This window comes from Fodinicola feengrottensis, assembly GCF_039530045.1.
GTDB lineage: Bacteria > Actinomycetota > Actinomycetes > Mycobacteriales > HKI-0501 > Fodinicola > Fodinicola feengrottensis.
Map to the genome: position 1 here is coordinate 141580 of NZ_BAAANY010000036.1, position 23112 is coordinate 164691.

The 23112-nt window shown below is 66.0% G+C and carries 25 protein-coding genes; 18 read left to right on the forward strand and 7 right to left on the reverse strand.

The genetic code is table 11. The features are described 5' to 3' along the window. Window positions 1–3: 3 nt before the first annotated feature. The 7 genes from ABD301_RS34760 (at window position 4) to ABD301_RS34790 (ending at window position 4303) form a co-directional block, all read left to right on the forward strand. Window positions 4–1176: a discoidin domain-containing protein gene (locus ABD301_RS34760; protein WP_344314417.1), complete on the forward strand. Its 1173-nt coding sequence runs from the start codon at window positions 4–6 to the stop codon at window positions 1174–1176. Window positions 1177–1363: 187 nt separating this feature from the next. Beyond that, window positions 1364–2056: a MauE/DoxX family redox-associated membrane protein gene (locus ABD301_RS34765; protein ID WP_344314418.1), complete on the forward strand. Its 693-nt coding sequence runs from the start codon at window positions 1364–1366 to the stop codon at window positions 2054–2056. Beyond that, the gene (locus ABD301_RS34770) at window positions 2053–2583 is read left to right on the forward strand and encodes a hypothetical protein (RefSeq protein ID WP_344314419.1); all 531 of its coding nucleotides are present in this window, start codon (window positions 2053–2055) and stop codon (window positions 2581–2583) included. The genes ABD301_RS34765 and ABD301_RS34770 overlap by 4 nt, the downstream gene beginning before the upstream one ends. Continuing rightward, window positions 2580–2903: a hypothetical protein gene (locus tag ABD301_RS34775; protein ID WP_163567175.1), complete on the forward strand. Its 324-nt coding sequence runs from the start codon at window positions 2580–2582 to the stop codon at window positions 2901–2903. The genes ABD301_RS34770 and ABD301_RS34775 overlap by 4 nt, the downstream gene beginning before the upstream one ends. A 194-nt stretch (window positions 2904–3097) precedes the next feature. Continuing rightward, a complete protein-coding gene (locus tag ABD301_RS34780) occupies window positions 3098–3589 on the forward strand; it encodes a hypothetical protein (RefSeq protein WP_344314420.1) in 492 nt (163 codons plus the stop codon). A gap of 4 nt (window positions 3590–3593) precedes the next feature. Next, window positions 3594–4028, forward strand: coding sequence for a hypothetical protein (locus ABD301_RS34785; protein WP_344314421.1), 435 nt, complete (start codon window positions 3594–3596; stop codon window positions 4026–4028). Further along, on the forward strand, window positions 4025–4303 hold the full coding sequence (locus ABD301_RS34790) for a hypothetical protein (RefSeq protein ID WP_163567171.1): 279 nt from the start codon (window positions 4025–4027) through the stop codon (window positions 4301–4303). Before ABD301_RS34785 ends, ABD301_RS34790 begins: the two co-directional genes overlap by 4 nt. An 8-nt stretch (window positions 4304–4311) precedes the next feature. Here ABD301_RS34790 and ABD301_RS34795 read toward each other — a convergent pair whose 3' ends face one another. Next, window positions 4312–5277: an Lrp/AsnC family transcriptional regulator gene (locus ABD301_RS34795; RefSeq protein ID WP_344314422.1), complete on the reverse strand. Its 966-nt coding sequence runs from the start codon at window positions 5275–5277 to the stop codon at window positions 4312–4314. A gap of 114 nt (window positions 5278–5391) precedes the next feature. On the opposite strand from ABD301_RS34795, the gene ABD301_RS34800 reads away from it, so the two are divergent. From ABD301_RS34800 to ABD301_RS34825, 6 genes are all read left to right on the forward strand, one after another. After that, window positions 5392–6195: an NAD(P)H-binding protein gene (locus ABD301_RS34800; protein WP_163567169.1), complete on the forward strand. Its 804-nt coding sequence runs from the start codon at window positions 5392–5394 to the stop codon at window positions 6193–6195. A gap of 85 nt (window positions 6196–6280) precedes the next feature. Then, window positions 6281–7753 carry a potassium/proton antiporter gene (locus tag ABD301_RS34805; RefSeq protein ID WP_344314423.1) on the forward strand — a complete coding sequence of 491 codons (1473 nt, stop codon included), beginning with the start codon at window positions 6281–6283 and terminating at the stop codon, window positions 7751–7753. A 122-nt stretch (window positions 7754–7875) separates the two neighbouring features. Next, window positions 7876–8895, forward strand: coding sequence for a LacI family DNA-binding transcriptional regulator (locus ABD301_RS34810; protein ID WP_344314425.1), 1020 nt, complete (start codon window positions 7876–7878; stop codon window positions 8893–8895). Between the two features lie 79 nt (window positions 8896–8974). Then, on the forward strand, window positions 8975–10480 hold the full coding sequence (gene arfA / locus ABD301_RS34815; protein WP_344314426.1) for an arabinosylfuranosidase ArfA: 1506 nt from the start codon (window positions 8975–8977) through the stop codon (window positions 10478–10480). Window positions 10481–10585: 105 nt separating this feature from the next. Continuing rightward, window positions 10586–11044 (forward strand): hypothetical protein, encoded by a 459-nt coding sequence (locus ABD301_RS34820; RefSeq protein WP_344314427.1) that lies wholly within the window; start codon window positions 10586–10588, stop codon window positions 11042–11044. A 275-nt stretch (window positions 11045–11319) separates the two neighbouring features. Next, a complete protein-coding gene (locus tag ABD301_RS34825) occupies window positions 11320–12630 on the forward strand; it encodes an alpha/beta fold hydrolase (protein ID WP_163567166.1) in 1311 nt (436 codons plus the stop codon). Window positions 12631–12636: 6 nt separating this feature from the next. Here the strand turns inward: ABD301_RS34825 and ABD301_RS34830 are convergent, their stop codons facing one another. Together ABD301_RS34830 and ABD301_RS34835 are read right to left on the reverse strand one after the other, a co-directional pair. Then, window positions 12637–13389, reverse strand: a complete 753-nt coding sequence (locus tag ABD301_RS34830) for a matrixin family metalloprotease (RefSeq protein WP_344314428.1) — start codon at window positions 13387–13389, stop codon at window positions 12637–12639. A 28-nt stretch (window positions 13390–13417) separates the two neighbouring features. Beyond that, window positions 13418–14497: an LCP family protein gene (locus tag ABD301_RS34835; protein WP_344314430.1), complete on the reverse strand. Its 1080-nt coding sequence runs from the start codon at window positions 14495–14497 to the stop codon at window positions 13418–13420. A gap of 185 nt (window positions 14498–14682) precedes the next feature. Between ABD301_RS34835 and ABD301_RS34840 the strand changes: the two genes are divergently transcribed. Together ABD301_RS34840 and ABD301_RS34845 are read left to right on the forward strand one after the other, a co-directional pair. Then, window positions 14683–15180, forward strand: a complete 498-nt coding sequence (locus ABD301_RS34840) for a GyrI-like domain-containing protein (RefSeq protein WP_163567161.1) — start codon at window positions 14683–14685, stop codon at window positions 15178–15180. Window positions 15181–15268: 88 nt separating this feature from the next. Next, window positions 15269–15715: a universal stress protein gene (locus ABD301_RS34845; protein ID WP_163567160.1), complete on the forward strand. Its 447-nt coding sequence runs from the start codon at window positions 15269–15271 to the stop codon at window positions 15713–15715. 46 nt (window positions 15716–15761) lie between these two features. Here the strand turns inward: ABD301_RS34845 and ABD301_RS34850 are convergent, their stop codons facing one another. From ABD301_RS34850 to ABD301_RS34860, 3 genes are all read right to left on the reverse strand, one after another. Further along, the gene (locus ABD301_RS34850) at window positions 15762–17288 is read right to left on the reverse strand and encodes an alkaline phosphatase family protein (RefSeq protein WP_344314431.1); all 1527 of its coding nucleotides are present in this window, start codon (window positions 17286–17288) and stop codon (window positions 15762–15764) included. A 139-nt stretch (window positions 17289–17427) separates the two neighbouring features. Continuing rightward, on the reverse strand, window positions 17428–18096 hold the full coding sequence (locus ABD301_RS34855; protein WP_279579364.1) for an MBL fold metallo-hydrolase: 669 nt from the start codon (window positions 18094–18096) through the stop codon (window positions 17428–17430). A gap of 20 nt (window positions 18097–18116) precedes the next feature. Then, window positions 18117–18767, reverse strand: coding sequence for an HAD family hydrolase (locus ABD301_RS34860; RefSeq protein WP_344314432.1), 651 nt, complete (start codon window positions 18765–18767; stop codon window positions 18117–18119). A gap of 61 nt (window positions 18768–18828) precedes the next feature. Here ABD301_RS34860 and ABD301_RS34865 point away from each other — a divergent pair, with 61 nt between their 5' ends. After that, complete coding sequence (locus ABD301_RS34865; RefSeq protein ID WP_344314433.1) at window positions 18829–19476, forward strand: TetR/AcrR family transcriptional regulator; 648 nt, start codon at window positions 18829–18831, stop codon at window positions 19474–19476. Here ABD301_RS34865 and ABD301_RS34870 read toward each other — a convergent pair. After that, entirely contained in the window at window positions 19473–20687 is a 1215-nt protein-coding gene (locus ABD301_RS34870; RefSeq protein WP_344314434.1) for an acyl-CoA dehydrogenase family protein, read from the reverse strand. The two genes, ABD301_RS34865 and ABD301_RS34870, sit on opposite strands and share 4 nt — an antisense overlap. 119 nt (window positions 20688–20806) lie before the next feature. Here ABD301_RS34870 and ABD301_RS34875 point away from each other — a divergent pair, with 119 nt between their 5' ends. Beyond that, on the forward strand, window positions 20807–22003 hold the full coding sequence (locus tag ABD301_RS34875; protein WP_344314435.1) for an acyl-CoA dehydrogenase family protein: 1197 nt from the start codon (window positions 20807–20809) through the stop codon (window positions 22001–22003). After that, window positions 22000–23082 (forward strand): acyl-CoA dehydrogenase family protein, encoded by a 1083-nt coding sequence (locus ABD301_RS34880; RefSeq protein ID WP_344314436.1) that lies wholly within the window; start codon window positions 22000–22002, stop codon window positions 23080–23082. Before ABD301_RS34875 ends, ABD301_RS34880 begins: the two co-directional genes overlap by 4 nt. Window positions 23083–23112 lie beyond the last annotated feature (30 nt).

The following is a 23112-nucleotide window of genomic DNA, read 5'->3' on the forward strand; positions in this document are numbered from 1 at the left end:
TTTATGCGCAGTCTTCGGACAGTGGCGTCCGCCGCCCTCGCCGTCTTGCTGGTCAGCGGTGTGGTGGGCTGCGCGGCCAGCAAGGTCGACCCGAAGGCGATGGTCGATCTGCACGGCGGCCTGCTCCGGCCCGATGGCAGCGCGGCGCCCAAAATTGCGGCCGGGCTGTTCCGCGCACCGGACCCGGCGGAACTGCTCACCGTCGGCCTGACAGCCGGAGCCGCCCTGGTTTCCTGCCTGAGTAAGGAATCGCTGCCGATCTGCAAAACGGTCCAGCAGCAGCGTACGGACGCGAACGGCGGCTACCGGTTCCGGATGCGGGGCTCGGACGTGCAGGGTTTCTTCGGCGAGGCCAGCTTCTTCTCGCTCGCCGCCAGCCTGCCTCCGGCCGGCGCCGAGGTGGCCGGGCCGAGCGTGGTGTCCGACTTCAAGATCCAGCGCACCGACCTTTCGGTGCCGGCTCTGACCTTTTGGCGACCCAGCCACCTCGCGGCGGCTGCTGGAGGCCAGGTGACCGTACGCTGGGACGCCCTGCCGTCGCCGGTTTCCGGCTACACGGCGGAATTCGTCGACGGCGACGCGCAGGTGTGGAGCCAGCCGGCGAAGCCCGGCGACCGGGTCGACGCCCGCGCCCTGGAAGACACCCGGGCCGGGTTTCGAGTCACTGCCAGCAGTTCCGTGGACGGGCCGGACACCACCTTCGCGATTACCCACCAAAGCCAGCAAATCCGCACGGATGGTGGCGTGGGCGCGCCACTTTCCCGCGGCGCGGCGTGTTTCGTGCAGGGCTGGACCGGTGCCGTACGGCTGGATCCCTGTCCGCTCACCGACGGCCGATTCGGTGCGAGTTTCCCCCTCCAGCCCTGCTCGGACGGATCGACGCCCGCGCCCACCGGTAAGTCCTGCCCAGCTGACACCGCTGTCTGGGTGGATTTGGGGGAGTCGCGGCCCGTCCGTACGATCTTCGCGCACGGCTTGGCCGCAGCCGCACTGACCGTCGACAGCAGCGACGACGGCGTGCGGTGGACAACTCGCAAGACCGTGCACGCATTGTCGGCATTCGAAGAGATTTCCCTGCCAGTGACGGTGAACGCGCGGTTTGTCCGGTTGAAAACGACCGGGCAAAGCGCCCAGATCACGTCGTTGACGGAAATGTCGGTCTGGCCGACCGCCTGATCGCTGAACCCCCAAGTGGGCAATGACTGTGGGCACGGCGACGGCTGTCGCCGGCACCGATTTTATCGGTAAAGTGATCGGTCTGTCGCCTTCGACTTCGGTCCGGTTCTGGCCACCACGAGCCGATCCTCATGTGGTCATTGACTCTTGACAGTCGTCTCGCGATAAGGCCGAATTCTCCGGGACGGTGTTCGCCAACTGCCAGTTTGACCACAGTGGCCGTTTGCTCTTGACAGATAACGTTTTCTGCCTTTACTTAGTTCAAGTCTTCACCAAAAGGTGCTTCTGGCTGTGGTTCGTCCGACCCGCACGGAAAACTGGAGGTGATCCAATAATACTCGTCGACCTGGCGCTCATCTGCGCCAATGCGGTACTGGTGACGATCTTGTTGAGGGCTGCCGCGACAAAGATCGTCAAACCTTCGACGACCGCGAGTGCGTTGCGTGAGCTGGTGCCAGCCTTGCCGCCCAAGCTCCCCGTCGCGGTACGGGTGTTGGCCGCGTTGGAGTTCGTGGCGGCATTCACGTATGCGATCCCTCCGGCGCGGCTCCCTGGCCAGTTCCTGGTCGCGTTGCTGGGCGCCGGTTTTGTGGTGCTCGGTGTCGCCGGCATGGTGCGCGGCAGCAGCGAGCCTTGCGGCTGCTTCGGTGCGGAAAGCACGAAACCGTTGGGGCTCACCAACATCATGATGGGCGTGGCGCTGGTGGCCGCTGGGGCTGCGAACCTGGTCGTATGGCCAGTGCTCGACGCGCAGACATGGGCGGTTGGCAGTGCCTTGACGGCCGTCGTGCTGTCGGCGGGCTGGCTCCTCATCTCGCATCGCAAGCAGATCCTGGTGATCGCCGGGAACGTTCTTAACAGATCGGAGTCGGCCACATGATCGTTGTTGGTGCTCTGGCTTTGCTTCTTCTGACGGCCGCGGTAGTGGTGCTTTTCGCCATGGTGGGTGAGTTGTCCACTCGAATCCCGGTCCCCGCGGACGATCCCGGCGTCGCGTCGCACAGTGATTTCATCGCTGGCGCGGTGATGAACGACTGGCCGGAAGCCCTTGGTGGTCTCGCGCATCGCCGTTCGGCGACTGTGCTGGTGTTGAGTTCCATCTGCAGCACTTGCAACAGCGTGGCTGACGAACTGGCGAACTACCGCCCGGAAAAGCTGGCGGACATCGGTGTCGTGGTGTCCTGCGGGGTGGCGCAGGTCGGTGAGGATTTCGTCGGCCAGCACTCGATTGGCCATCTGCCGCATCTCGTCGACGCCGGCGGCAGTTGGGTTTCGACGAATTTCGGCGTCAAAACGAGCCCGACGGCGCTGCGCTTCCAGGACGGTGTCCTGGTCGAGGCGTATTCGTTCAGCAGGCTCGAGCCCTTGCTCGGACGGATTTCCACCGTACTGGAAGGAGTGTCATGACCGCACCAGAACAAACTCCTGGAGTGATCGAGAAGCCAGTGCTCCGCAGGCGCATCCTGACCGCGATCGGCGCCACCGGCGTGCTGGTCTCGGCCGGCGTCTTCGGCGGCAAACCCAAGGCCGCGTCTGCCGCGCCGGCGTCGCCCAACGGCCCGAACTGCTGCAACCTCGCCCACTACCCGGCCAACACCACGTACGACTACTGCCACGCGCACGCCGCCTACATCTGGTACTGCTCTGAGCCAGGTGGATTCCTGCATTGCTCTTGCTGCGAGACGTCGGGTGACCAGTATTCGGCCGCGGACTGCCACTACAACTAGGTCAGCGTAGGCCTGCCAACCCAAAGCGACAGGTGGACTCTCAGGTGGCCGTATGGCTCGTGATCGGTGGCGTGGCCGCGATCCTGCAGATTTTCAGCCCTTGAGGCCAATCCATGGCCGGGGTCGCCGGTCCTATGCTCAGGCGCAGCAAATTCCAGGGCGCGAGATTTCTGGCTGGTCTGTGGGTCGGAGGCATGGTCGCTTCGGCTTTGTTGGCGACGGTGGCTTTCGGGCTGGGATCGCTGGCTTCCTGGCTGCTGCCTCCACTGGTACGGCAGATTGCCGCTGGCGTGGTGCTGGTGGGTTTCGCGGTGGCCGACCTGGCCGCCAAGACGCCGCACATCTGGCGTCAGGTTCCTGTCCAGTACTTGAAAACCATGCCGCCGGGCAAGTTGGGAGTGGTGTGGGGTTTCGACCTTTCGCTGCTTTTCACCACGCAGAAATCGACCTCGCTGACGTGGGCGGCGTTGACCGGCCTGGTGCTGCTGGCTCCGAGCGCGTCCTGGTTGACCTTGTGCGGGATGACCACCGTGGGGGTGCTGACGATCGTCGGTCGCAGCATTCTCTTCCAGCTGCGAAGGCCGTCGCTGTTGGGGGATTTCCGGCAACCGTGGTTCCATCTCGTGCGGCGTACCACCGGAGTCGCGTTGGTCGGAGTCGCCGTTTACATCGCGTTGGGAGCGTAGCGGCATGAGCAATCATGAAAGAGTCAGCGACAAACGCGGTCAGGTGGTCATCACCAGGTTCGCGTGCCCGTCGCTGAGTGGATTGTTCCGGCTGATGGTTCTGCACATCCACATCAAGCGTCAGGTGCGCCGGCAGGCTCCTGGCTTTGTCGGGGGCAAAGCGGTGATCCTGTGGCGGCAGCGGACGATGCTGAGCATTACGCTCTGGCGGCACCTGGACGACATCTATGACATGGGAAAGGTGAACGCGCATATTATGGCGGCGCGGGTTCCGGCTCGGCTGGGAATCCAGACGTCGTGCGGCATCTATTCCTACAGCGGCGACTGGCGCGCGATCATGTTCGGCACGCCGGCCACTTCCGCGGACCCGTTGGTCGCCGCTGCCCCATCGCCTACCGCCGGCGTCGCCGGCGCTGACTTGGAAAGGAAAACATCATGAGCTTGCCCACTGATCGCGGCATAGCCTTTATTCTGAACAATGCCGATGGTACGAGGAATGTCTACGTAGCGGCGGCCGCTAGTGCGTCCAACGCTCCGCAAGACGTCTTCGCTATGCACCTGAAGCAGAAGAACGTGAAAGTGGATCCGGCCGTCACACTGATTCCGGCCGGCACCATGTCAAGGACCACCGAGGTCGTGCACGTGACGGGCGACAGCAACGGACAGGTGTTCGTGCAGTCGCACGCAAAGAACCTCGGACCGATGATCAAGTAGGTTCGATTTCATCGAGGCAGCACCGCTCCCGTACGTTTGACCGTACGGATCAGCGGTGCTGTTTCGAGTGTCTGGACATCTTCGAATGATCCGATTTCTCCGGTGACGCAGTCAAAAAGGGCGTCCGAGTCGGGGCATGCCAAGGCCACCATCAGGTTCGTCGGTCCGGTGGTCACGGCGGCGAACTGCACATACGGGTGGTTGGCCATCGCCTGCGCGACCGCGATCAGACCGGTTGGTCGGACGGTCATCCACAGTCGCGCTTCGGCGTGAAATCCCAGCGCTTCCGGCGAAATATCGAGTTCGTAGCGGAGAATGCCGGCCCGCGCAAGACCGTCGATCCGCCGTCGTACGGTCGACTCCGACCAGCCGGTCGCCGCCGCGAGATCGGCGTGCCCGGCTCGTCCGTCCCGCGCCAGGATTTCCAGCAGCGCCTGGTCCGGGTCCGTGAGCTCAGTCGTCCCGGTTGCCGCCTCCGGCTGTGGTGGCCGCAGTTTTTCCACTTGAGCGGCGGAAAGTCGGGCTATGCCAGACCAGCCGCTGGGCGCCGCATAACCGCGCAGCATCGCGTGCGCGGTCATCGCGAGCACCCGGGTCGTCCTCGGCAGTTTTTCCAGCAACAGAGCGTCGCGTTCCTCAGTCGTATGCGCCTGGATGAAACAGGAGATCTCGGTGCCGCCGGACAGGATGTGCACCCAGTAGGTGTCCGGCCGGCGGGCCAGCGCGGCGGCGATGGCGGTGGCCGCGTCCGGGGTGCAACGCAGCCGGATCGTCCACGACGAATAGCCGAGCCGGGCGCCGTCGACGCCGCCGACAACCCGCAGGATGCCGGCCGAGCGCAGTCGCCGGTAGCGGCGGGCGACGGTTTGCTCCGAGACGCCGAGCACGTCGGCGATCCGCGCGAAGGGCGCGCGACCGTTGATCCGCAGCGCGTCCGCCAACGCCCGGTCGAGATCATCCATGGAAGATTCCACCCCACGATCGTACCGATTGGCGGATTTCGTCGCCTTCGCTGTTTCGGCTGGTTGCACAAGCTGGTTCCATCCCATGCTGGCGGAACCGAAACCGCTGACTTCTGTGGGGCTGAGATGCGCGAGATCCTGGTGACCGGTGCGACCGGCAATGTGGGCCGTCAGGTCGTCAAGCAATTGCTGGCCAAAGGCGTCGGGGTGCGCGCTCTGACGCGCCGTCCCGATGCATCGCTCCCGGCTGGCGTCGAGGCCGCGTACGGCGACCTCGAGAAGCCCGAATCGCTGGCCGCCGCTGACGTGTCGGCCGTCTTTCTTGTCTGGCCGCTGCACACCGCCGAGACGCTGCCCGCGGTGCTCGAAGCGATCGGTCGGCCGGTGGTGTTCCTGGGGTCTGGCGGCGTCCGTGACTGCACCTTCGACCAGCAGATTGAGCTGCTCCGACGGTCCGGTCTGGAGTGGACCTTCATCCGGCCGAGCACCTTCGCCGCCAACGCGCTTTGGTGGGCGCCGCAGATCCGCGCCGGCGATATCGTCCGCGGTGCGTACGGGCAGGTCGCGATGCCGATGCTGCACGAGGCGGACATCGCGGCAGTGGCCGTACGCGCGCTGCTCGACGGCCGGCACGCGGGTGCGGTTTACGACCTGACCGGGCCTGAGCTGGTGGCGCAGGCCGACCAGGTCCGTCTCATTGGTGAGGCGATCGGCCGGCCGCTGCGCTGGGAGGAAGTCGACCGGCCTCGGGCGCGCGCCCAGATGGTGGCGGACGACTTCCCGGAGTCCTTTGTGGACGTACTTTTCGACGCGTACGAACAGATGGTCCCGGTGCCCATCACGAACACCGTCCAGGAGGTCGCCGGCCGGCCGGCGCGTACGTTCCTGACGTGGGCTCGTGATCACGCGGCTGACTTCACCGCCAGGTAGGGTGGATCACCGGTGTGCCGGGAAGTCTGGTCGGCGAACCCGGATCGCGACCGCGGTCCGGGTTCCGGTCGACGGGAGTTTTGGCGTGTCGGATGTGATGCCCTTCGGGGTGCTGGTGGGGCTGGTCGCGGCCGCGATGCTGCTTGCCGTGTTGTCGAACCGGTTGAGCACCCGGCTGCGGGTGCCGGCGCCGGCGCTGTTCCTGTTGGCCGCCGCGGTCGCCTCGGATGTGGTGCCGCAGCTGCGGGTCGTCCCGATCGAAACCGTGCAGCGGATCGTGACGGTCGCGCTGGCCGTCATTCTTTTCGACGGCGGCATGCACATCGGCCGTCGTCGGTTGCGGTCGGCGGCTGGGGCGATCGTGTGGATCGGCACCGCCGGCACGTTGGTCACGGCCGCCGCGGTGGCGGTGCTGGCGCATTTTCTGTTCGGCCTGGATTGGGTGCCAGCGCTGCTGATCGGGACGGCGTTGGCGCCGACCGACCCCGCCGTGGTTTTCTCGGTGCTCGGTCGCCGCGAGGTTTCCGGCCGGTCCGGAGTGATCCTGGAAGGCGAGTCCGGCGCCAACGACCCGGTTGGCATCGCCCTGATGGTGGCGTTGCTGGCGGCGAGCGGCGCCAGTGGCCTCGGTGCGGTGTGGACCGGGGTGGGGGAGTTCGCGCTGCAGATGGTGGTCGGCGCGGCGGTCGGGATCGCCGGCGGTTTCGGGCTGTCTCTTTTCATTCGGCGGGTGCCGTTGCCCAGCGAGGGACTTTACGCACTGCGTACGCTCGCCAGCGTTTTCGTGATCTATGGAGTCGCGACTTTCGCTCACGGGTCCGGATTTCTCGCGGTTTTCGTGGCCGGCATCATTCTCGGTGACGTACGAGCGCCGTACAAGCGGGAGATCGAGCGGTTCCACGGTTCGCTTGCCAGCTTGGGAGAAATCGTCGCGTTCACCGTGCTGGGGTTGACTGTTTCGTTGCGATCACTGCCTGACGGGCACGCGTGGCAAATCGGGCTGGTGCTGGCGGTTTTGCTGGCTTTCCTGGTCCGGCCGCTCCTGGTGGGGATTTTGCTGTTGCCGGTCAAGCTGCACTGGGGGGAACGGATTTTCGTCCTGTGGTCAGGGTTGAAGGGCGCCGTACCCATTCTGTTGGGTACGTTCGTGCTTGCCTCCGGTCTGCCTGGGGCGACGCAGATTTATGACATCATTTTCGTGGTGGTCGCGTTCTCGGTGATTGTGCAGGGCGGACTGGTGCCGTTTCTCGCGCACAAAGCGGGAGTGCCGATGCGTTTGGTGGAGCCAGAACCGTGGTCTTTGGGCGTCCGGCTGCGCGAGGAACCCGACGGTGTGACCAGGTTTTTCGTGAAAGCCGGATCGGCCGCGGACGGGACCGCTATTCAGGACCTGGACCTCGGCGAGGACGTCTGGATCAGCATTGTCGTAAGGGACGGCCGGTTGTTGCCGGTCCGGAGCGACACCACTCTGGAGGCCGGCGACGAGGTGCTGGCTGTGGTTGATCCGGCGTCCTCCGGTGAATCGACCCACGTTTTCACCGGAGTCGACAAGGAGTAGCCGATGGCCTGAAGTGGACCACGCCATCGGTCGTACGCCTGTTGCCTGGATCACCTGTTAATGGCATCCTCCCGGTAGGCGAACGTTCGCCTACGGGTGGCCCGCGTGGTGAGGAGGCCGGTGTGTACGCCTCGCTCAAGGATGTCGCGGCGCACGCGGGCGTCAGTTTCCAGACGGTCAGCAAGGTTCTCAAAGGCGCGCCGGTCGCGGTTTCCGACGCCACCCGGCAGCGCATCCTGGCGGCGGCGGAAGAACTGGGTTATGTCCCGAATGCGGTGGCGCGCGGCCTGTTGGGCCGTTCGACATATTCCATTGGCATTGTCGCCGACGATCTCGACGACTGGGCACTCGCACAGTTCGTGGTGGGCGCTGAACAAGAGGCCCGCGGGAATGGTCACGCGGTCATCATCGGCACCGCGTTGGGCGAGGATGGGCCGGGGTTTGTTCGGAAACTGTTGGAAAGGCGAGTGGACGGCATTCTGTCCGCGGCGCCCAGAATGGAGAAGAACGCCGAGATCGGTGTTCTGCTGCGTGGCCAGGTGCCGGCGGTGAGCATTCACCATGTGCCCGGCGGCGGGGTGCCGGTGGTCGGATCGAGCCACGGCGGCACCGGTCGAATGGTCGCGAACCACCTGGTCGAGCTGGGTCGGCACAATGTCGCGATGGTGGCCGGCCCGGCGCAGCGGCGGGTGGTGACGAGCCGGTCGCGCGGTTTTCGGGCCGGGCTGGCCGATCGGGACGTACGCCTGCGCGCCGACCATGTCGTGGAGGCCGCGTGGACCGCCGAGGGTGGATTCGGGGCCACGCTTGAACTGTTGGAGCGCGATCGGACGATCTCCGCGGTTTTCGCCCACAACGACCTGATTGCCTTGGGAGTTTTGTCGGCGTTGCACCAGCGGGGCGTACGAGTGCCGGATGACTGCGCCGTGGTGGGCTGCGACGACATGCCTTTCGCCGCGTACGTCACGCCGTCCCTGACCACCGTGCGCATTCCCATGCGGGAGACCGGGCGGCGCGCGATGACGTTGCTGTTGGACCGGATTCGCGGCGAGCAGGTGCATGGCAGCGTGCTGCTGCCAGTGGAACTGCTCGTTCGCGGGTCGACAGTCGGCTCGGCTGGCGAGAGTCGAGGGCAGCCATGAAAACCTCAGTCGGCGCTCGCTCCCGCGTACCGCTGGACTGCTGGGCCTCAGCGGTTTCAAGTAACGAAAGGACATTTGCGTGCCATCAGCTCGTCTCGTGGTCGACCCGGCTTTCCGGATCGGGGAGGTCGACCCGCGCTTGTACGGCTCTTTCGTCGAGCACCTTGGCCGGTGTGTCTACACCGGGATTTACGAGCCCGGACATCCCACCGCGGACCAGGACGGCTTCCGCGAGGATGTGGCCGAGTTGACCCGAGAGCTTGGGGTGCCGATTTTACGTTACCCAGGCGGCAATTTTGTCTCGGGATATCGCTGGGAAGACGGCATCGGCCCCAAGGACCAGCGGCCCACCCGGTTGGATCTCGCCTGGCGGTCGGTGGAGAGCAACGAGGTTGGCACTGACGAGTTCTGTCGGTGGACCCGCCAGGTCGGCTCGGCGCCGATGCTGGCGGTCAACCTCGGCACCCGGGGCGTGGACGCGGCGGCCGCCCTGGTTGAGTATTGCAACCATCCGGGCGGCACGTACTGGTCTGATCTGCGCAGGAAAAACGGCGCCGCTGATCCCCATGACGTAAGGGTGTGGTGCCTGGGCAACGAAATGGACGGCGACTGGCAGATTGGCCACAAGACCGCGGACGAATACGGCCGGTTGGCGGCCGAGACGGCGAAGGCGATGCGGTTGGTGGACCCGACTCTGGAGTTGGTCGCGTGCGGCTCGTCCAATTCCCGGATGCCCACCTTTGGCAGCTGGGAAGCGACCATTCTGGAACACTGCTACGAGTACGTCGACTACGTGTCCCTGCATTCGTACTATCAGGAGCGAGACGGCGACAAGGCGAGTTTTCTGGCCTCTGCGCTGGACATGGACACCTTCATCGACGCGATCGTGGCCACCGCCGATCACGTACGGGCGAAGGGCCGACACAAGAAGCGGATCAATCTTTCCTTCGACGAGTGGAACATCTGGTATCAGGTCGGCACCGAGATGAGCCACGACTGGGCGCACGCGCCGCGGCTGGTTGAGGACGAATACACCCTGACCGACGCGGTGGTGGTCGGCAACCTGCTGATCAGCCTGCTCCGGCACGCGGACCGAGTGAGCATGGCCTGCCTCGCCCAGTTGGTGAACGCGATCGGTGCGATCCGCTCCGAGCCGAATGGCGCAGCCTGGCGCCAGTCGATTTTCCACCCGTTCGCGCTGACCAGTCGGTACGGCCGGGGAACCGTGCTGCGGACCGCGGCGACCGGTCCGTCGTACGAGACCGCCTGGTTTGGTGAGGTGCCAGTGCTGGACAGCGTGGCGGTGGAGTCGCCGGACGGCACCGCGGTGACGGTCTTCGCAGTCAACCGGGACCAGCGGGAAAGCCTGCCACTGACGGTGGATCTGCGCGGATATCCGGGCCTCGCGGTGGCCCATCACACGTACGTCGGCGACGGCGACCCGCAGGCCACGAACACCGCCGCGCATCCGAACCGGGTCGCGCCGCGGACCGCGGCACCCTCCACAGTGGAGGGTGGGAAACTGGAGATCTCCCTGCCGCCACTGTCGTGGAACATGATTCGGGTGTCTCCATCCCAGGGTTGAGGCGGAAAGGTCCACCCGTGTGCTGGTGCCGTCGATCCGATATCGCCGTACTGTGATCTCGGCGCCGCGGGACCGATTCGCGGTCACGTTGTGGAGGGGGAGTCGGTGACGGTTGCCAACGTGTTGATCGGGCTGGCTGTGTTGGCCTACCTGGTCTTCCGGCAGTTGCAGGCGCGCCCGGTCAAACAGAAGTCGAACCAGATTTTCCTGTTGGTCGTGGCGGTGTACGGCCTTTATTCGTCGGCGCAGGTGCTGCAGGGCCATCCACTGTCGCCGGGCGGGCTCGGTTTGGTGTTGGTCGGATTGGTGCTGGCCGGTGCTTTTGGTCTGGCGCGGGCGCTGACCGTCAAACTCTGGCGAGATGGTGACCAGTTGATGCGCCAGGGCACCTGGTTGACCGCGTCGCTCTGGGTCATCGGTGTGGCTGTTCACCTCGGCATTGACGTGCTCGCCGAAAAACTGGGTGCGCCGGCCGGGTTGGGCTTCGCGAGCCTGCCGCTTTACCTGGCGATTACCTGGTTTGTGCAGCGGGTCGTCGTCAACAACCGGGTGCGAACCGCATAGTTGATGGCCGCCTCCACCCGCGGGTGGAGGCGGTTTTTCGGTCCAGGGGTGAATGCGCTGGACCGCGTCCTCGCGCGAGGGTGGTTCGTACGAGCCACGAATGCATGGAGGACGTGCGTGAGAATTTTCCTTGTCTTGACCACTTTGATAGCCGGCTTCGTGCCGATATCCCCGGCGGCCGCCTCGCCGGGGATGACAACCCCGCAGTGGGGAGTGTGTCCACCCCAGACGCCCGATGCCTCCGGGCAGTTCGTCGATCGCGATCAGCGTCAGCAGTGCGCGAGGATTCAGGTCCCGCTGGATACCAGCATCCGGACGGGCCGAAAATCGACCTCGAGATTTCGCTGCTCAAGTCGGCCAAACCCGCCCTGCGCAAGGGATATCTGCTGACAGTGCCCGGCGGCCCAGGGGTCACTGGCCTGGATCACCCGAGCGAGCTGGTCCGCCAACTGCCGGCCGCGGTGACCGACGCGTACGACCTGGTCGGCCTGGATGATCGCGGGGTTGGCCAGAGCACTCCGGTCAAGTGCGGACTGTCCGACGCGGACCGGGCGGCCGAGAAGGGTTTCCCCTTTCCGTCGCCGAACGGGGACATCTCGAGCAGCCTGTCCGACGCTCGCAGGATCGCCGACACCTGCGCCCAAAACGCCGGCGACTATCTGAGCTACCTCACCACCGCGAACATCGCTCGCGACCTGGACCACATCCGCCAGACCCTTGGCGTACCAAGGATTTCCTTCTACGGCACCTCGTACGCGACATATCTCGGCGAGGTGTACGCGACGATGTTCAGCAGCCACACCGATCGGATGGTGCTGGACAGCGTGGATCCGCCGGGCGGCGTCAAGCAGGCGCTGAACCTGGACGGTCTCGGCGCCGAGCAGACCTTCCCGGATTTCGCGAAATGGCTGGCCGCGCAGGACAGTACGCTGCATTTCGGTACGACGGCTAGCCAAGTGCGAGCCACCTATTTCCGGCTGGCCGCGCAGCTGGACCGTACGCCGAAGAAGACGCCGAGCGGGCGGGTGTTGGACGGTAACGGCCTCCGGGCGGTCACCGACATTTCTTTGACCGGCCCTCGGTATTACCCACTCGCGTCCGCCGTCTGGCAGTTCGCGGCCGCACCGGCGGCAAAGGCGGCCGTGCCATCCACGACGCTGCCGACCGTCGTGCCGGACAACCTCGTCTCGGCGCAGGACGCGGTCATCTGTGGGGACGTGGCCTGGTCCCGAGATCCCGCTACCTACGCCACCCAGGTCCGGGTCGACCGGGCGCTTTTCCCGCTGACCAACGGAATGCCGGGCAACGTGTGGCCGTGCGCGTTCTGGCACTACCCACCGCGCGAGCCGGCCGTACGGCCGAATACGAACGGGCCGCGCAATATCCAGCTGCTGCAGAACCTCCGCGATCCATTCACGTCATACATGGGCGCCCGGCAGACGCTGGCGGCCTTCGGGCGGCGGGCCGCGATGGTCAGCATCGACGCCGGCGGGCACGGCGTCAATCTCGCGAATCCGTGTGTCAGCAGCGCATTGTCGGCATTCCTGCTGGATGGCCGACCGGTCGAGTCCCGCTGTCCGCAGTAAAACCCTTCAGGCGTCCCGAAAACAGCGACCGGTGCCGAGCAGTGCCAGGCCATGCAGGTCGCCTGGTCCGTAGTCGGTGGTGCTGACCGAGGCGTCCGGGTTCATGATCTCGTGCGGGTCGTGGACGTGCCCGAGGCCGACGAGGTGGCCGAGCTCGTGCTCGATGATCGCCCGGGCCCGGGCCCGGCCGCCGCTCTGTTTCAGCCACTCGTTGATTTGTGGCCCGTCCAACACGACCGTGCCGCTCACGTAGCGGCGCTGGCCGGGATCGCCGTACGAGTCGCTGTAGCCGATGCCGACCACCGGGCCATCGAGGTCGGCCAGGTCCTGCGGGTCGGACCAGCTGATCAGCACCGGTGCCCACCGATTGCCGTAGCGCTTGGGCTGGAAGTCCGGCCGGTGCGGCACCGGCACCTCGGTGGTGGCGCCGTCGTCGTGGAAGTGCAGGCCGGTGGCCGCACCGAGGCGGGCGAGCGCCTCGCGCAACACGGCGTCACCGTTGCGCGGCTTACTGGCACGGTTGGTGACGTAGTGAATCGGCCGGCACGGGTCGTACGCCACCGGTGCCTGGGAGGTGCCTTGCGTCAGGGTGATCTTGTACGGGCCGGTGTCCGCCGGCAGCGGCCCAGGTCGCCCCAGCGGACGGGATCGCGCGTCGGCCGGCAAGGGCGGCGGGGTGAAGACGTTCGTCTCATGGCTGGCCTGCCGAACCGGCAGCGGATCACAGCCGGTGACGGCCAGGACAGCCACGAGACTCACGACAACGACGAGCGCTTTGCGAAGACGGTCAGAGGCCGTGCGACGCGTCATTCGGCGGATACTTTTTCAGATACGCGGTGAAGTCGTCGCTGTTGATCGCCTTGCCGAGCGCCTCGACGCCGGTCGAGCTGACCCGCTCGTAGTCGGTGCCGCCCATCTGGATGGTGCCGTTCATCGGCATGGTGCTGAAGGTGACCGCGCCCAGGCCAAGCGAGCGGGACGCGAAGACCAGGTCCTTGACCGGCGTGGTGGTCTCCACGGTCACCGAGCCGATGACCGTCTCCAGCAGTGCGTTGAGCTTGTACGGGTTGCTGAGCACGCCGCCCGTGGTGGCCTTGGCGACCAGCGCCCGGATGACCTGCTGCTGGCGCTTCATCCGGTCGTAGTCACCGGCTGCGAGTCCGTGCCGCTGGCGCACGTAATACTCCGCGTCCATACCGGTCAGGTGGTGGATGCCCTTGGTCCAGGTGCGCTTGAACTGGTTGTCGTACGTCGTCTTGTCGACGTTGACATCCACGCCGCCGACCGCGTCAACCGCCTTGATCAGCGCCGAGAAACTGACCACCGCGGCGTAGTTGATCTTGATGCCGAGGAGGTCCTGGACGGTACGGAGGGTCAGCGACGGGCCGCCGTACTGCAGCGCGGCGTTGATCTTGTCCTTACCGCCCTGCCAGGAACCGCCGGCCGGGATCCGCACGTACGAGTCGCGCTCGATGGAGAACGCGTACACGTGCTGGAAGGACTTGTCGATGTGGAACAGGATGATCGAGTCGGACCGCTGACCGTCCACGCCCTGGGTTTTGGCCCGGGAGCCGTCGGCGTTGTCCGAGCCGAGCATCAGGATGTTCAGCGGGCCGGTGACCGGGGCGCCGGACGGCGGCACACTGGCCCGCTCGTTCTGCGGGACACCGCCGAGGATGTCACTCTTGTGAACCTCGTCGGCGTAGTGGTTGATCACCTGGTTGGCGGCCACCCAGCCACCGCCCGCGAGGACCACCACCACGATGCCGATGATCAGGCACAGTCGCGCCCATCGCGGCGACTTGGACTTCTTGGTCTTGCGCGGCCGGTCGTCGTCCTGCCGCGAGGCCCTGCTCGCCAAGCTCACCCAACTCCTTTGTTGTCTGCTTGAGTGCGGAGGATACCTGACTGGTGTCCATGCTCCTCGCGCCCTGTTTGGTGACGACGCTAGGGGGTGGTTGGTTCCCTCAAACCGCGAAATCGGTCCTTTTTGTAACGTTTTTGCTCTTCGTTTGCCGATGACTTCCCGTCGGCTTGCCGGTCTACCCCGACATGAACCCAACCCAACCCAGCATCATCCATTGTGCCGACCAGCCGTACGTGGCCATTGGCGGCACCGTCACGATGCGGACCATCGGTGAGATCGCCGACCGTATCCCGGCCGTCTTCGGATGGCTCGCCAGTCGTGGCATCGCGCCGGCGGGCCCGCCGTTCCTGCGCTACACCGTCATAGACATGAGCAGCCACCTGGAGATCGAGGCCGGCGTACCGGTCGCCACCGAGGTGCCGGGCGACGAGGACGTACGACCAGGGGTGCTGCCAGCGGGCCGGTACGTCACGGTGACCCACCTTGGTTCGCCCGAGCAGCTCGTCAGCGTCGTACGCGCGGTGCTGGAGTGGGGTGGCGAGCGGGGTCTGCGCTGGGACCGGGAGGACACGCCAGCCGGCGAGAAGTGGGGGTGCCGCTTGGAGTCGTACAAGACGAATCCGGTGATCGAGCCGGACATGTCCAAGTGGGAGACCGAGCTGGCCTTCCGGTTGGCCGACTGAATCTCGGCGCGCCGAGCCGGGCCGCGGTGGTTTACGGTGTGACCGACTTGCGGTGATCAGGTCCGGGCACACGGAGGCAGAGCCGGCGATGAGCTACTTCGAACTGGGCAACGACGGCCCGCTGGTGATCCTGGTCGGCGTGGACGGTTCGGACTCGTCGATGCACGCGGCCGCGTACGCGGCTGGCATGGCCCGGCGGCACGGTGCCGAGCTCGTCATCGTGTACGTCGGCAGCACACCGCAGATGTCGGCGTTGGTGCCGTCGCTGGCCGGCTCGGTCGAGGAGACCTTGGAGGAGGTCGCGCAGGATCTGCGCAAGCAGATAGAAGAGGCGGCCTCCCGGGAGCACACGCTCAACTACCGCTTCCTATCGGTGCATGGCGACCCGTACACCGAGCTGACCAGGATCGCCGACGAAACCCGTGCCGACGCAGTGGTGGTCGGCGCGTCCGAGCAGGCTGGCCACCGGCTGGTCGGGTCGATCGCGGTCCGGCTGGTACGCAGCGGCCGCTGGCCGGTCACCGTGGTGCCGTAGGGCCGGGAATCAACCGCGGCCTTAGTTTTCTTGGTGGCGGCGTTTTCTAGAAGATCGGGCCGCTGGGCCGGCGGCGGAAGCCGTGCTCCTGCCTGGGCATGACCTGCTCGACCGGAACCTGGGGCGGCGGCTGGGTTTTGCACTCCTCGACGGCTTCCCGCAGGAGCGCGGCGGTGTCCGGGAGGGTGGGCAGCGTCGGTCGCGGGGTGCCGGCGAAGTTGATGGCCTCGACGAGGTCGCCGCAGGTGGCCCGCCGCCAGTGCGTCAGGTTGGGCACCTCGACGCCAAACCTGGTTTCGAGTAACCGCAGGACCGAGGTGTGGTCGTACGTGTGACTGCTGACCAGGCCACCGCGGGTGAACGGCGAGATCAGCATCGTCGGCACCCGCGGTCCAAGACCGATCGGGCCGGCGATGCCAGCCGCCTCCGGAGTGGTCGCCAGCGCGGCCGGCGTCAGGTATTCGCCCGGCGTGCCCCGTGGCGCCTGCGGTGCTCGTACGTGGTCGAAGAACCCGCCGTTTTCGTCGTACGTCACGATCAACAGGGTTTTCTGCCAGACCGCCGTGTTTGACGTAAGCGCTTCGAGCACCTGCTGGAGAAAATAGGCGCCGCCGGCCGGCATGTATTCCGGGTGTTCGGTGGACCAGGACGGGCCGACGATCCAGGAAACCTGGGGCAGATTGCCGTTTTGTACGTCCTGGCTGAGAATGTTCGGCACCTTGCCGCTGGCCAGCACCGTACGGCCGCGCCGGAAGAGGTCGCTGGTGCGATCCTGGTAGGCGGCGAAATGATCGAGCATGTTGTCGCCGAAGTCGTCGCCTTCTCGGTAAAGGCGCCAGTCGATGCCAGCCGCCTGCAGCCGCTCCGGATAGGTCGTCCAGCTGAAACCGTTCTTGAAGTTGTTGATGCCCGGCCCGCCATGTGTCGCGGCTGGGTCGATTGACGCGGACATCAAGTAGAGGCGGTTCGGGATGGTTGGCCCGATGACCGAGCAGAAATAGCGGTCGCAAACCGTGAAAGTGTCCGCCAGCGCGTAGTGGAAGGGCAGGTCGTCGCGGGTGAAGTACGACATCACCCTGGCGCCGCCGTTGACGATCGCGGCCGGGTGGTCGGAGACCTTGGCGATCTGGGTGTCCGGAGTGACATGGCTGGACACCCAGGTGTCGTTTTTCCCGCCATTCATGGACTGATGCTGCACTTGCCAGGTATGCGACACGTCGGTGAGGCAGTGTGCGGAACTCGTCGCGACCGGCAGGTGCCACGGGAGCAGCAGGCCGTTGGCGCCGTCCTGCGCGGACGGGTCGAGCTGCTCGAAGGCGGTCCGGCCGGTCCGCCAGTCCCGCGGCACCAGCGGGTCGTCGAAGCCGGCAACCCCTGACAGGGTGCCGAAATAATGGTCGAATGACCGGTTTTCCTGCATCAGGATCACCACATGCTCGATGTCGGACAGTCGCGATCCGGGCCGGGCGACGCTGGCCAGCGCGCTGCGGGCCGAGGCCGACAGCGAACCGAAGCCGGCCATCGCGCTGACCAGCCCGCTGGCGAGCACCTGACGACGAGTGAAGGAGGCCATGATTTGTCCGCTTTCGTCAGGCTTTAATGGGCGCTATGCGGAGCTACCCGTTCAGCCTGACCAAATACGGACCTTTGGTCAAGGTATTTCAGGGCAACAAAAGGGGTTCAGTCCGTGTCGCCCTGAGGTTTCCGGTGTCCTACCAGCCGCGAGCCGCCCACTCGTCCAGGTGCGGGCGCTCCACGCCGAGGGTGGTGTCCTTGCCATGGCCCGGGTAGACCCAGGTGTCGTCGTCGAAGCGGTCGAAGATCTTGGTGCGTACGTCATGCAAAAGCGACTGAAAAGCCTCGGGACTGCCCGTTCTTCCCACCCCGCCAGGGAAAAGCGAGTCACCGGTGAAGACATGCGTGTGCCCTTGGGGATCTTCGTACGCCAACGCGATGGATCCCGGAGTGTGGCCGACCAGGTGGATGGCGGTCAGCGTGCAGTCGCCGACGACCAGCTCGTCGCCGTCGTCCAGCGGCACATCCACCGCCACCGGCAGCCCTTCGGCGTCCGGCCGACCGGCCGCGGTGGTGGCGCCGGTGGCGGCCACCACGGCGCCGATCGCCTGCCAGTGGTCCCCGTGCTGATGCGTGGTGAAGACCGTGCCGAGCTCCCCGTTCGTACGCTTCGCCAGCAGCGCGATCAGTGTGTCGGCGTCGTTGGCCGCGTCCACCAGCAGGGTGTCGCCGGTCTGCCGGCATTTCAGCAGATACGCGTTGTTGTCCATCGGGCCGACCGAGACCTTGCTGATCTCCAGGTGGGTCAGCTGCCGGGTCTGGGCCGGGCTGCCGACGCTTACTTCACCGCTGTATGTGTCCGTCACGGTTCGTCATCGTGCCACTGTCAGGGTTGGGCTTCCAGCTGCGGGACCCGGGCCGCGAACCACTGGCGGGTGGTGGCCGCGTCGGTGTGTACGACCGAGACGATGCCGACCTCTTGAGCGGCCTCCACGTTGTGCTCGATGTCGTCGATGAAGGCGACCGTCTCGGCCGGCAGCGCGAGCCTTTCCAACAGCAGCTGGTAGATCGCCGGATCGGGCTTGGCCAGCCCGACTTCGGCGGAGATCACCGACACGTCGAAGATGTCCGCGACGAGGTCGAGCGGGTAGTCGTTGGCCCAGCTGTTGGACAACATAGCCGTCCGCAGGCCCGCCGCGCGCAGGGCTCGTACCAGCTCGACCATCGCCGGGTCGACGGTCATGTCGGCGAACATCCTGGCCAACAAGCCCGCCGCGACGACCGGTCCGCCATCGGTCAGTTGGAGTTTGGCCGCCAGCAACCGTTCGAACTCCGGTCCGGGCATCTCGCCGGTCTCCAGCCGATAGGCCGGTGACGTGCCGGTGGACCGGTTGAAGACCCATTCCGACATGACCGTCCGGTAGCCGTCGACGGCGATGCGCTCGCGGGTCAGCCAGGTCATCACCGCCCGGCCCACCGAGCCGGTGAGCACGCCGCCGAAGTCGAACACCGCGGCCCGCAGGGGAGCACCATCCATGGCTCGCACGATACCTGTCGTTCCCGCCGCTGCCCGACCGACCGCCCGGTATGATGACGGGGTGGAAGCAGCGATGCCGGGCGAGTCATCGGCGCTGGGCGCGCCGGAGAAGCTCGCCCGTACGGGCGTGCCCGGCCGGTTGTTGGAGGCCGCTACCCGGCTTTTCGCCCAGCAGGGTTTCGAAAGTACCTCGGTCCAGGAGGTGGTGGAAGCCGCCGGCGTGACCAAGGGCGCGATGTATCACTACTTCGGCTCGAAAGACGACCTGCTTTACGAGATCTACCACCGGGTCCTGTCCGTACAGATGGAACGGCTGGAAAAACTTCTCTCCGGCGACGGCTCGTACGCCGAACGTGTCCACGCGGCCGCCGCCGACGTGGTCATGACCAGCATCGCGAACCTCGACGACACCGTCATCTTCTTCCGGTCCATGCACATGCTGGGCACCGAAAAACAGGCGCTCGTACGCGCCGAACGCCGCCGCTACCACGAACGTTTCCGCGAGGTTATCTCCGACGGTCAGGCGGCCGGCGAATTCCGTACCGATGTGCCGGCCGACCTGGTCGTCGATTACTACTTCGGCGCTGTTCACCATCTGGGCATCTGGTATCGCCGAAAAGGGCGGCTCTCCGGTCGCAAGGTCGCCGAACACTACGGCGACATGCTGATCTCCAGCCTCCGCACCCAATCACCCCTCGCGAAAACCTAGCGAGTCTCGTACTTGCGCAGCTCGCGATGTGCCAGCGACCGCTTGTGCACCTCGTCCGGCCCATCGGCCAGGTGGAGCGTACGAGCGTGCGCGTACAAGGCGGCGACTGGGAAGTCCTGCGAGACGCCACCGCCACCGTGTGCCTGAATAGCCCGGTCGATGATCCAGGTGGCCACCGAGGGTGCCGCCACCTTGATCGCCTGAATTTCGGTGTGTGCGCCCTTGTTTCCGACGGTGTCCATCAACCACGCGGTTTTGAGGACCAGCAGCCGCAACTGTTCGATCTTGATCCGCGAATCGGCGATCCATTCCTGTACGACGCCCTGCTCGGCGATCGACTTGCCGAACGCGACCCGCGAGGTGACCCGGCGGCACATCGCCTCCAGCGCCCGCTCGGACATCCCGATCAGCCGCATCGCGTGATGAATGCGGCCGGGGCCCAGCCGGGCCTGGGCGATCGCGAAACCGTCTCCCTCACCGGAAATGATGTTCTGCACCGGCACTCGTACGTCGGTGAACTCGATTTCGGCGTGGCCGCCGTGGGATCCGTCGGTGTAACCGAAAACGTGCATGCCGCGCTTGATGTTCACGCCGGGGGCGTCGCGGGGGACCAGGATCATGCTCTGCTGGCGGTGCCGGTGCGAGCTCGGGTCGGTCTTGCCCATCACGATGAAGATCTTGCAGCGCGGGCTCATCGCGCCCGATGACCACCATTTGCGGCCGTTGATCACGTATTCGTTGCCGTCGCGCTCGATTCTGGTGCTGATGTTGCTGGCGTCCGAGGACGCGACATCGGGCTCGGTCATGCAGAAAGCGGACCGGATCTCACCTTCCAGCAGCGGTTGCAGCCACTGCTCTTTCTGTGCTGGTGTGCCGAACATCGTCAGCACTTCCATGTTGCCGGTGTCCGGCGCGGCGCAGTTCAGCGCGGCTGGCGCGAGCTCCGGACTGCGGCCGGTGAGCTCGGCGAGCGGCGCGTACTGCAGGTTGGTCAGCCCGCCACCATGCTCACCGGGCAGGAAAAGGTTCCACAGCCCGCGGCTGCGGGCCTCCTGCTTGAGATCGTCGATGATCGGTGGTTGTTCCCACGGATTCTCCCGCTTTTCCAGCTGCTCCTCGAAGATCGGCTCGCTGGGATAGATATGCGAATCCATGAACTCGGTCAGCTGACCCCGCAGTTCCTCGGTACGGGCGTCGAACGCGAAATCCATCGGTGCTCCTCACCTGGCCGGGCCGTTGCCGCGAGCATACCGACTGGTCGGTTGACAGTGTAGTGTCCGGTTGGATACGTCATACCGAACAGTTGCTTCGAGAGAAGGATCCTGCCCGGATGAGTCCGACTGCCCCAGCGTTGCAGGAACAGGTACGCGACTTCCTGGCCGCCCATGACCCGACCGGCATCTCTACCGACGAGCAGCGGCTGGAGTTTCTCCGCGCACGCTTCGACGCGGGCCTCGCCTGGGTGCACTTTCCGTCTGGCCTCGGCGGTTTGGACGCGGCGCGGTCGCTGCAGACCGAGGTGGACGAGGCCTTCGCGGCGGCCGGTGCGCCGGACAACAGCCCGCGCCGGATCGGCATTGGCCTCGGCATGGCCGCGCCGACGATCCTTGCCTTCGGTACGGACGAACAGCGACAGCGATTCCTGCGGCCGCTCTGGACCGGCGAAGAAGTGTGGTGTCAGCTGTTCAGCGAACCCGGCGCCGGCTCCGATCTTGCCGCGCTGGGCACCAAAGCCGTCAGAGATGGCGAAGAATGGCTGATCAACGGCCAAAAGGTCTGGACCTCGCTGGCGCATCAGGCCCGCTGGGCGATCCTGGTCACTCGAACCGACCCGGACGTGCCAAAACACCGCGGCATGACCTATTTCGTCTGCGACATGACCGACCCCGGGGTGGACGTACGACCGCTCCGGCAAATCACCGGCGAGGCCGAGTTCAACGAGGTTTTCCTTTCTGACGTAAGACTTCCGGACTCGTACCGGCTGGGCGAGGTCGGCGACGGTTGGCGAGTCGCGCAAACCACGCTGATGAATGAGCGGGTGTCGATCGGCGGTGGCGCGATGCCACGCGAAGGCGGTGCGATCGGCACGCTAGCCGCCACCTGGCGAGAGCATCCGGAGCTGCGTACGCCCGGCACGCACGATGCTTTGCTGCGGCTGTGGGTGGACGCCGAGGCGGTCCGGCTGACTGGCCGCTGGCTACGCGAGCAGTTGGCCGCCGGCGTACCAGGCCCCGAGGGGTCCGCGGCGAAACTGGCCTTCGCCCAGCTGAACCAGCAGATTTCCGGCTTGGAGGTGGAGTTGGCCGGCGAAGACGGGCTGCGCTACGACGACTGGACCATGCGCCGACCGTCCGATGTGGACTTCTTCGGTCGTACACCTGGCTACAGATACCTGCGAGCCAAGGGAAACTCGATCGAGGGCGGCACGTCGGAAATTCTCCGGAACATTATTTCCGAACGCGTCCTCGGGCTGCCGTCCGAGCCGCGGGTCGACAAGGACGTGCCGTGGAAGGACCTCCCACGATGAGCCAGCTGCTGTATTCCGAGGAAGAGTCCGATCTGCGCGCGAGTGTACGGGCGCTGCTCACCGACCGATCCGGGCCGGACGTGGTGCTCGGCCGGATCGAGACCGACCAGCCGTACGACATGGCGCTGTGGAAGGCACTGGCCGAGCAGACCGGCTGTGCCGGGCTTCCGATCGCCGAAGCACAGGGCGGTGCAGGCGCGTCTTTCCGGGAAACCGCCGTGGTTCTGGAGGAGCTGGGCCGATCCGTCGCGCCCACCCCGTTCTTCGGCAGTGCGGTGCTGGCGACCGCCGCGCTGCTGGCGGCCGGCGAGACCGAGCTGCTGTCGGAGCTTGCTGGGGGAGCGGTCTCGGCCACTCTCGCGGTGCCGTTTTCGTTCTTCGGCAACGACTTTCCTTCGGCCGTACGAGCCGAGGGCGGCACTTTGAGCGGGACCGTGACGACTGTCGTCGACGCCCTGACCGCGGACTATTTCGTCGTACCAGCCGAAGGTCCGGCGCTGTTCGTCGTTGCCGCGGCGGATGTCACGCGGTCGCCGATCGTCACGCTCGACCCCACCCGGCCGCTTGCCGATGTGACGCTGGAAAAAGCGCACGGCCGGCAAATCGCGGCGGGCGACGATGCCGTAGGAGCACTCACCGCGGCCTTGCGTACGGGCGCCGCGCTGCTGGCATCCGAGCAGTTGGGCGTCGCCGAGCGCGCGCTGGAAACCACGATTGAGTATTTGAAGACCCGCTACCAGTTCGGTCGCCCGCTCGGCTCGTTCCAGGCCCTGAAACACCGGCTCGCCGATGCCTGGGTGTCGGTGACCCAGGCCCGCGCGGTGGCCCGCTATGCGGCGACCTGTGTCGCGACCGACGACCCGGACGCCGACATCGCCGCCGCGCTGGCCCAGGCCCAGGTGTCCCAGGTCGCCGTCACCGTCGCCGAAGAGGCCGTCCAGCTGCACGGCGGCATCGGCTTCACCTGGGAGCACCCCGCACACCTCTACCTGAAGCGAGCGAAGAGCACCTCCCTCGCGCTGGGCACGGCCGCGAACCACCGCGCCCGCCTCGCCACCCTGGTGGACCTGCCGCTCTGACCACCTCTTGATCCGCAACGCCCCGCTGCT

Bases quoted from the DNA above. Each gene is read 5' to 3' on its own strand.
- ABD301_RS34760 (WP_344314417.1), top strand. From the start codon at position 4: ATGCGCAGTCTTCGGACAGTGGCGTCCGCCGCCCTCGCCGTCTTGCTG.
- ABD301_RS34770 (WP_344314419.1), top strand. From the start codon at position 2,053: ATGATCGTTGTTGGTGCTCTGGCTTTGCTTCTTCTGACGGCCGCGGTA.
- ABD301_RS34775 (WP_163567175.1), top strand. From the start codon at position 2,580: ATGACCGCACCAGAACAAACTCCTGGAGTGATCGAGAAGCCAGTGCTC.
- ABD301_RS34780 (WP_344314420.1), top strand. From the start codon at position 3,098: ATGGTCGCTTCGGCTTTGTTGGCGACGGTGGCTTTCGGGCTGGGATCG.
- ABD301_RS34785 (WP_344314421.1), top strand. From the start codon at position 3,594: ATGAGCAATCATGAAAGAGTCAGCGACAAACGCGGTCAGGTGGTCATC.
- ABD301_RS34790 (WP_163567171.1), top strand. From the start codon at position 4,025: ATGAGCTTGCCCACTGATCGCGGCATAGCCTTTATTCTGAACAATGCC.
- ABD301_RS34800 (WP_163567169.1), top strand. From the start codon at position 5,392: ATGCGCGAGATCCTGGTGACCGGTGCGACCGGCAATGTGGGCCGTCAG.
- ABD301_RS34840 (WP_163567161.1), top strand. From the start codon at position 14,683: ATGAACCCAACCCAACCCAGCATCATCCATTGTGCCGACCAGCCGTAC.
- ABD301_RS34845 (WP_163567160.1), top strand. From the start codon at position 15,269: ATGAGCTACTTCGAACTGGGCAACGACGGCCCGCTGGTGATCCTGGTC.
- ABD301_RS34850 (WP_344314431.1), bottom strand. From the start codon at position 17,288: ATGGCCTCCTTCACTCGTCGTCAGGTGCTCGCCAGCGGGCTGGTCAGC.
- ABD301_RS34860 (WP_344314432.1), bottom strand. From the start codon at position 18,767: ATGGATGGTGCTCCCCTGCGGGCCGCGGTGTTCGACTTCGGCGGCGTG.
- ABD301_RS34870 (WP_344314434.1), bottom strand. From the start codon at position 20,687: ATGGATTTCGCGTTCGACGCCCGTACCGAGGAACTGCGGGGTCAGCTG.
- ABD301_RS34875 (WP_344314435.1), top strand. From the start codon at position 20,807: ATGAGTCCGACTGCCCCAGCGTTGCAGGAACAGGTACGCGACTTCCTG.
- ABD301_RS34880 (WP_344314436.1), top strand. From the start codon at position 22,000: ATGAGCCAGCTGCTGTATTCCGAGGAAGAGTCCGATCTGCGCGCGAGT.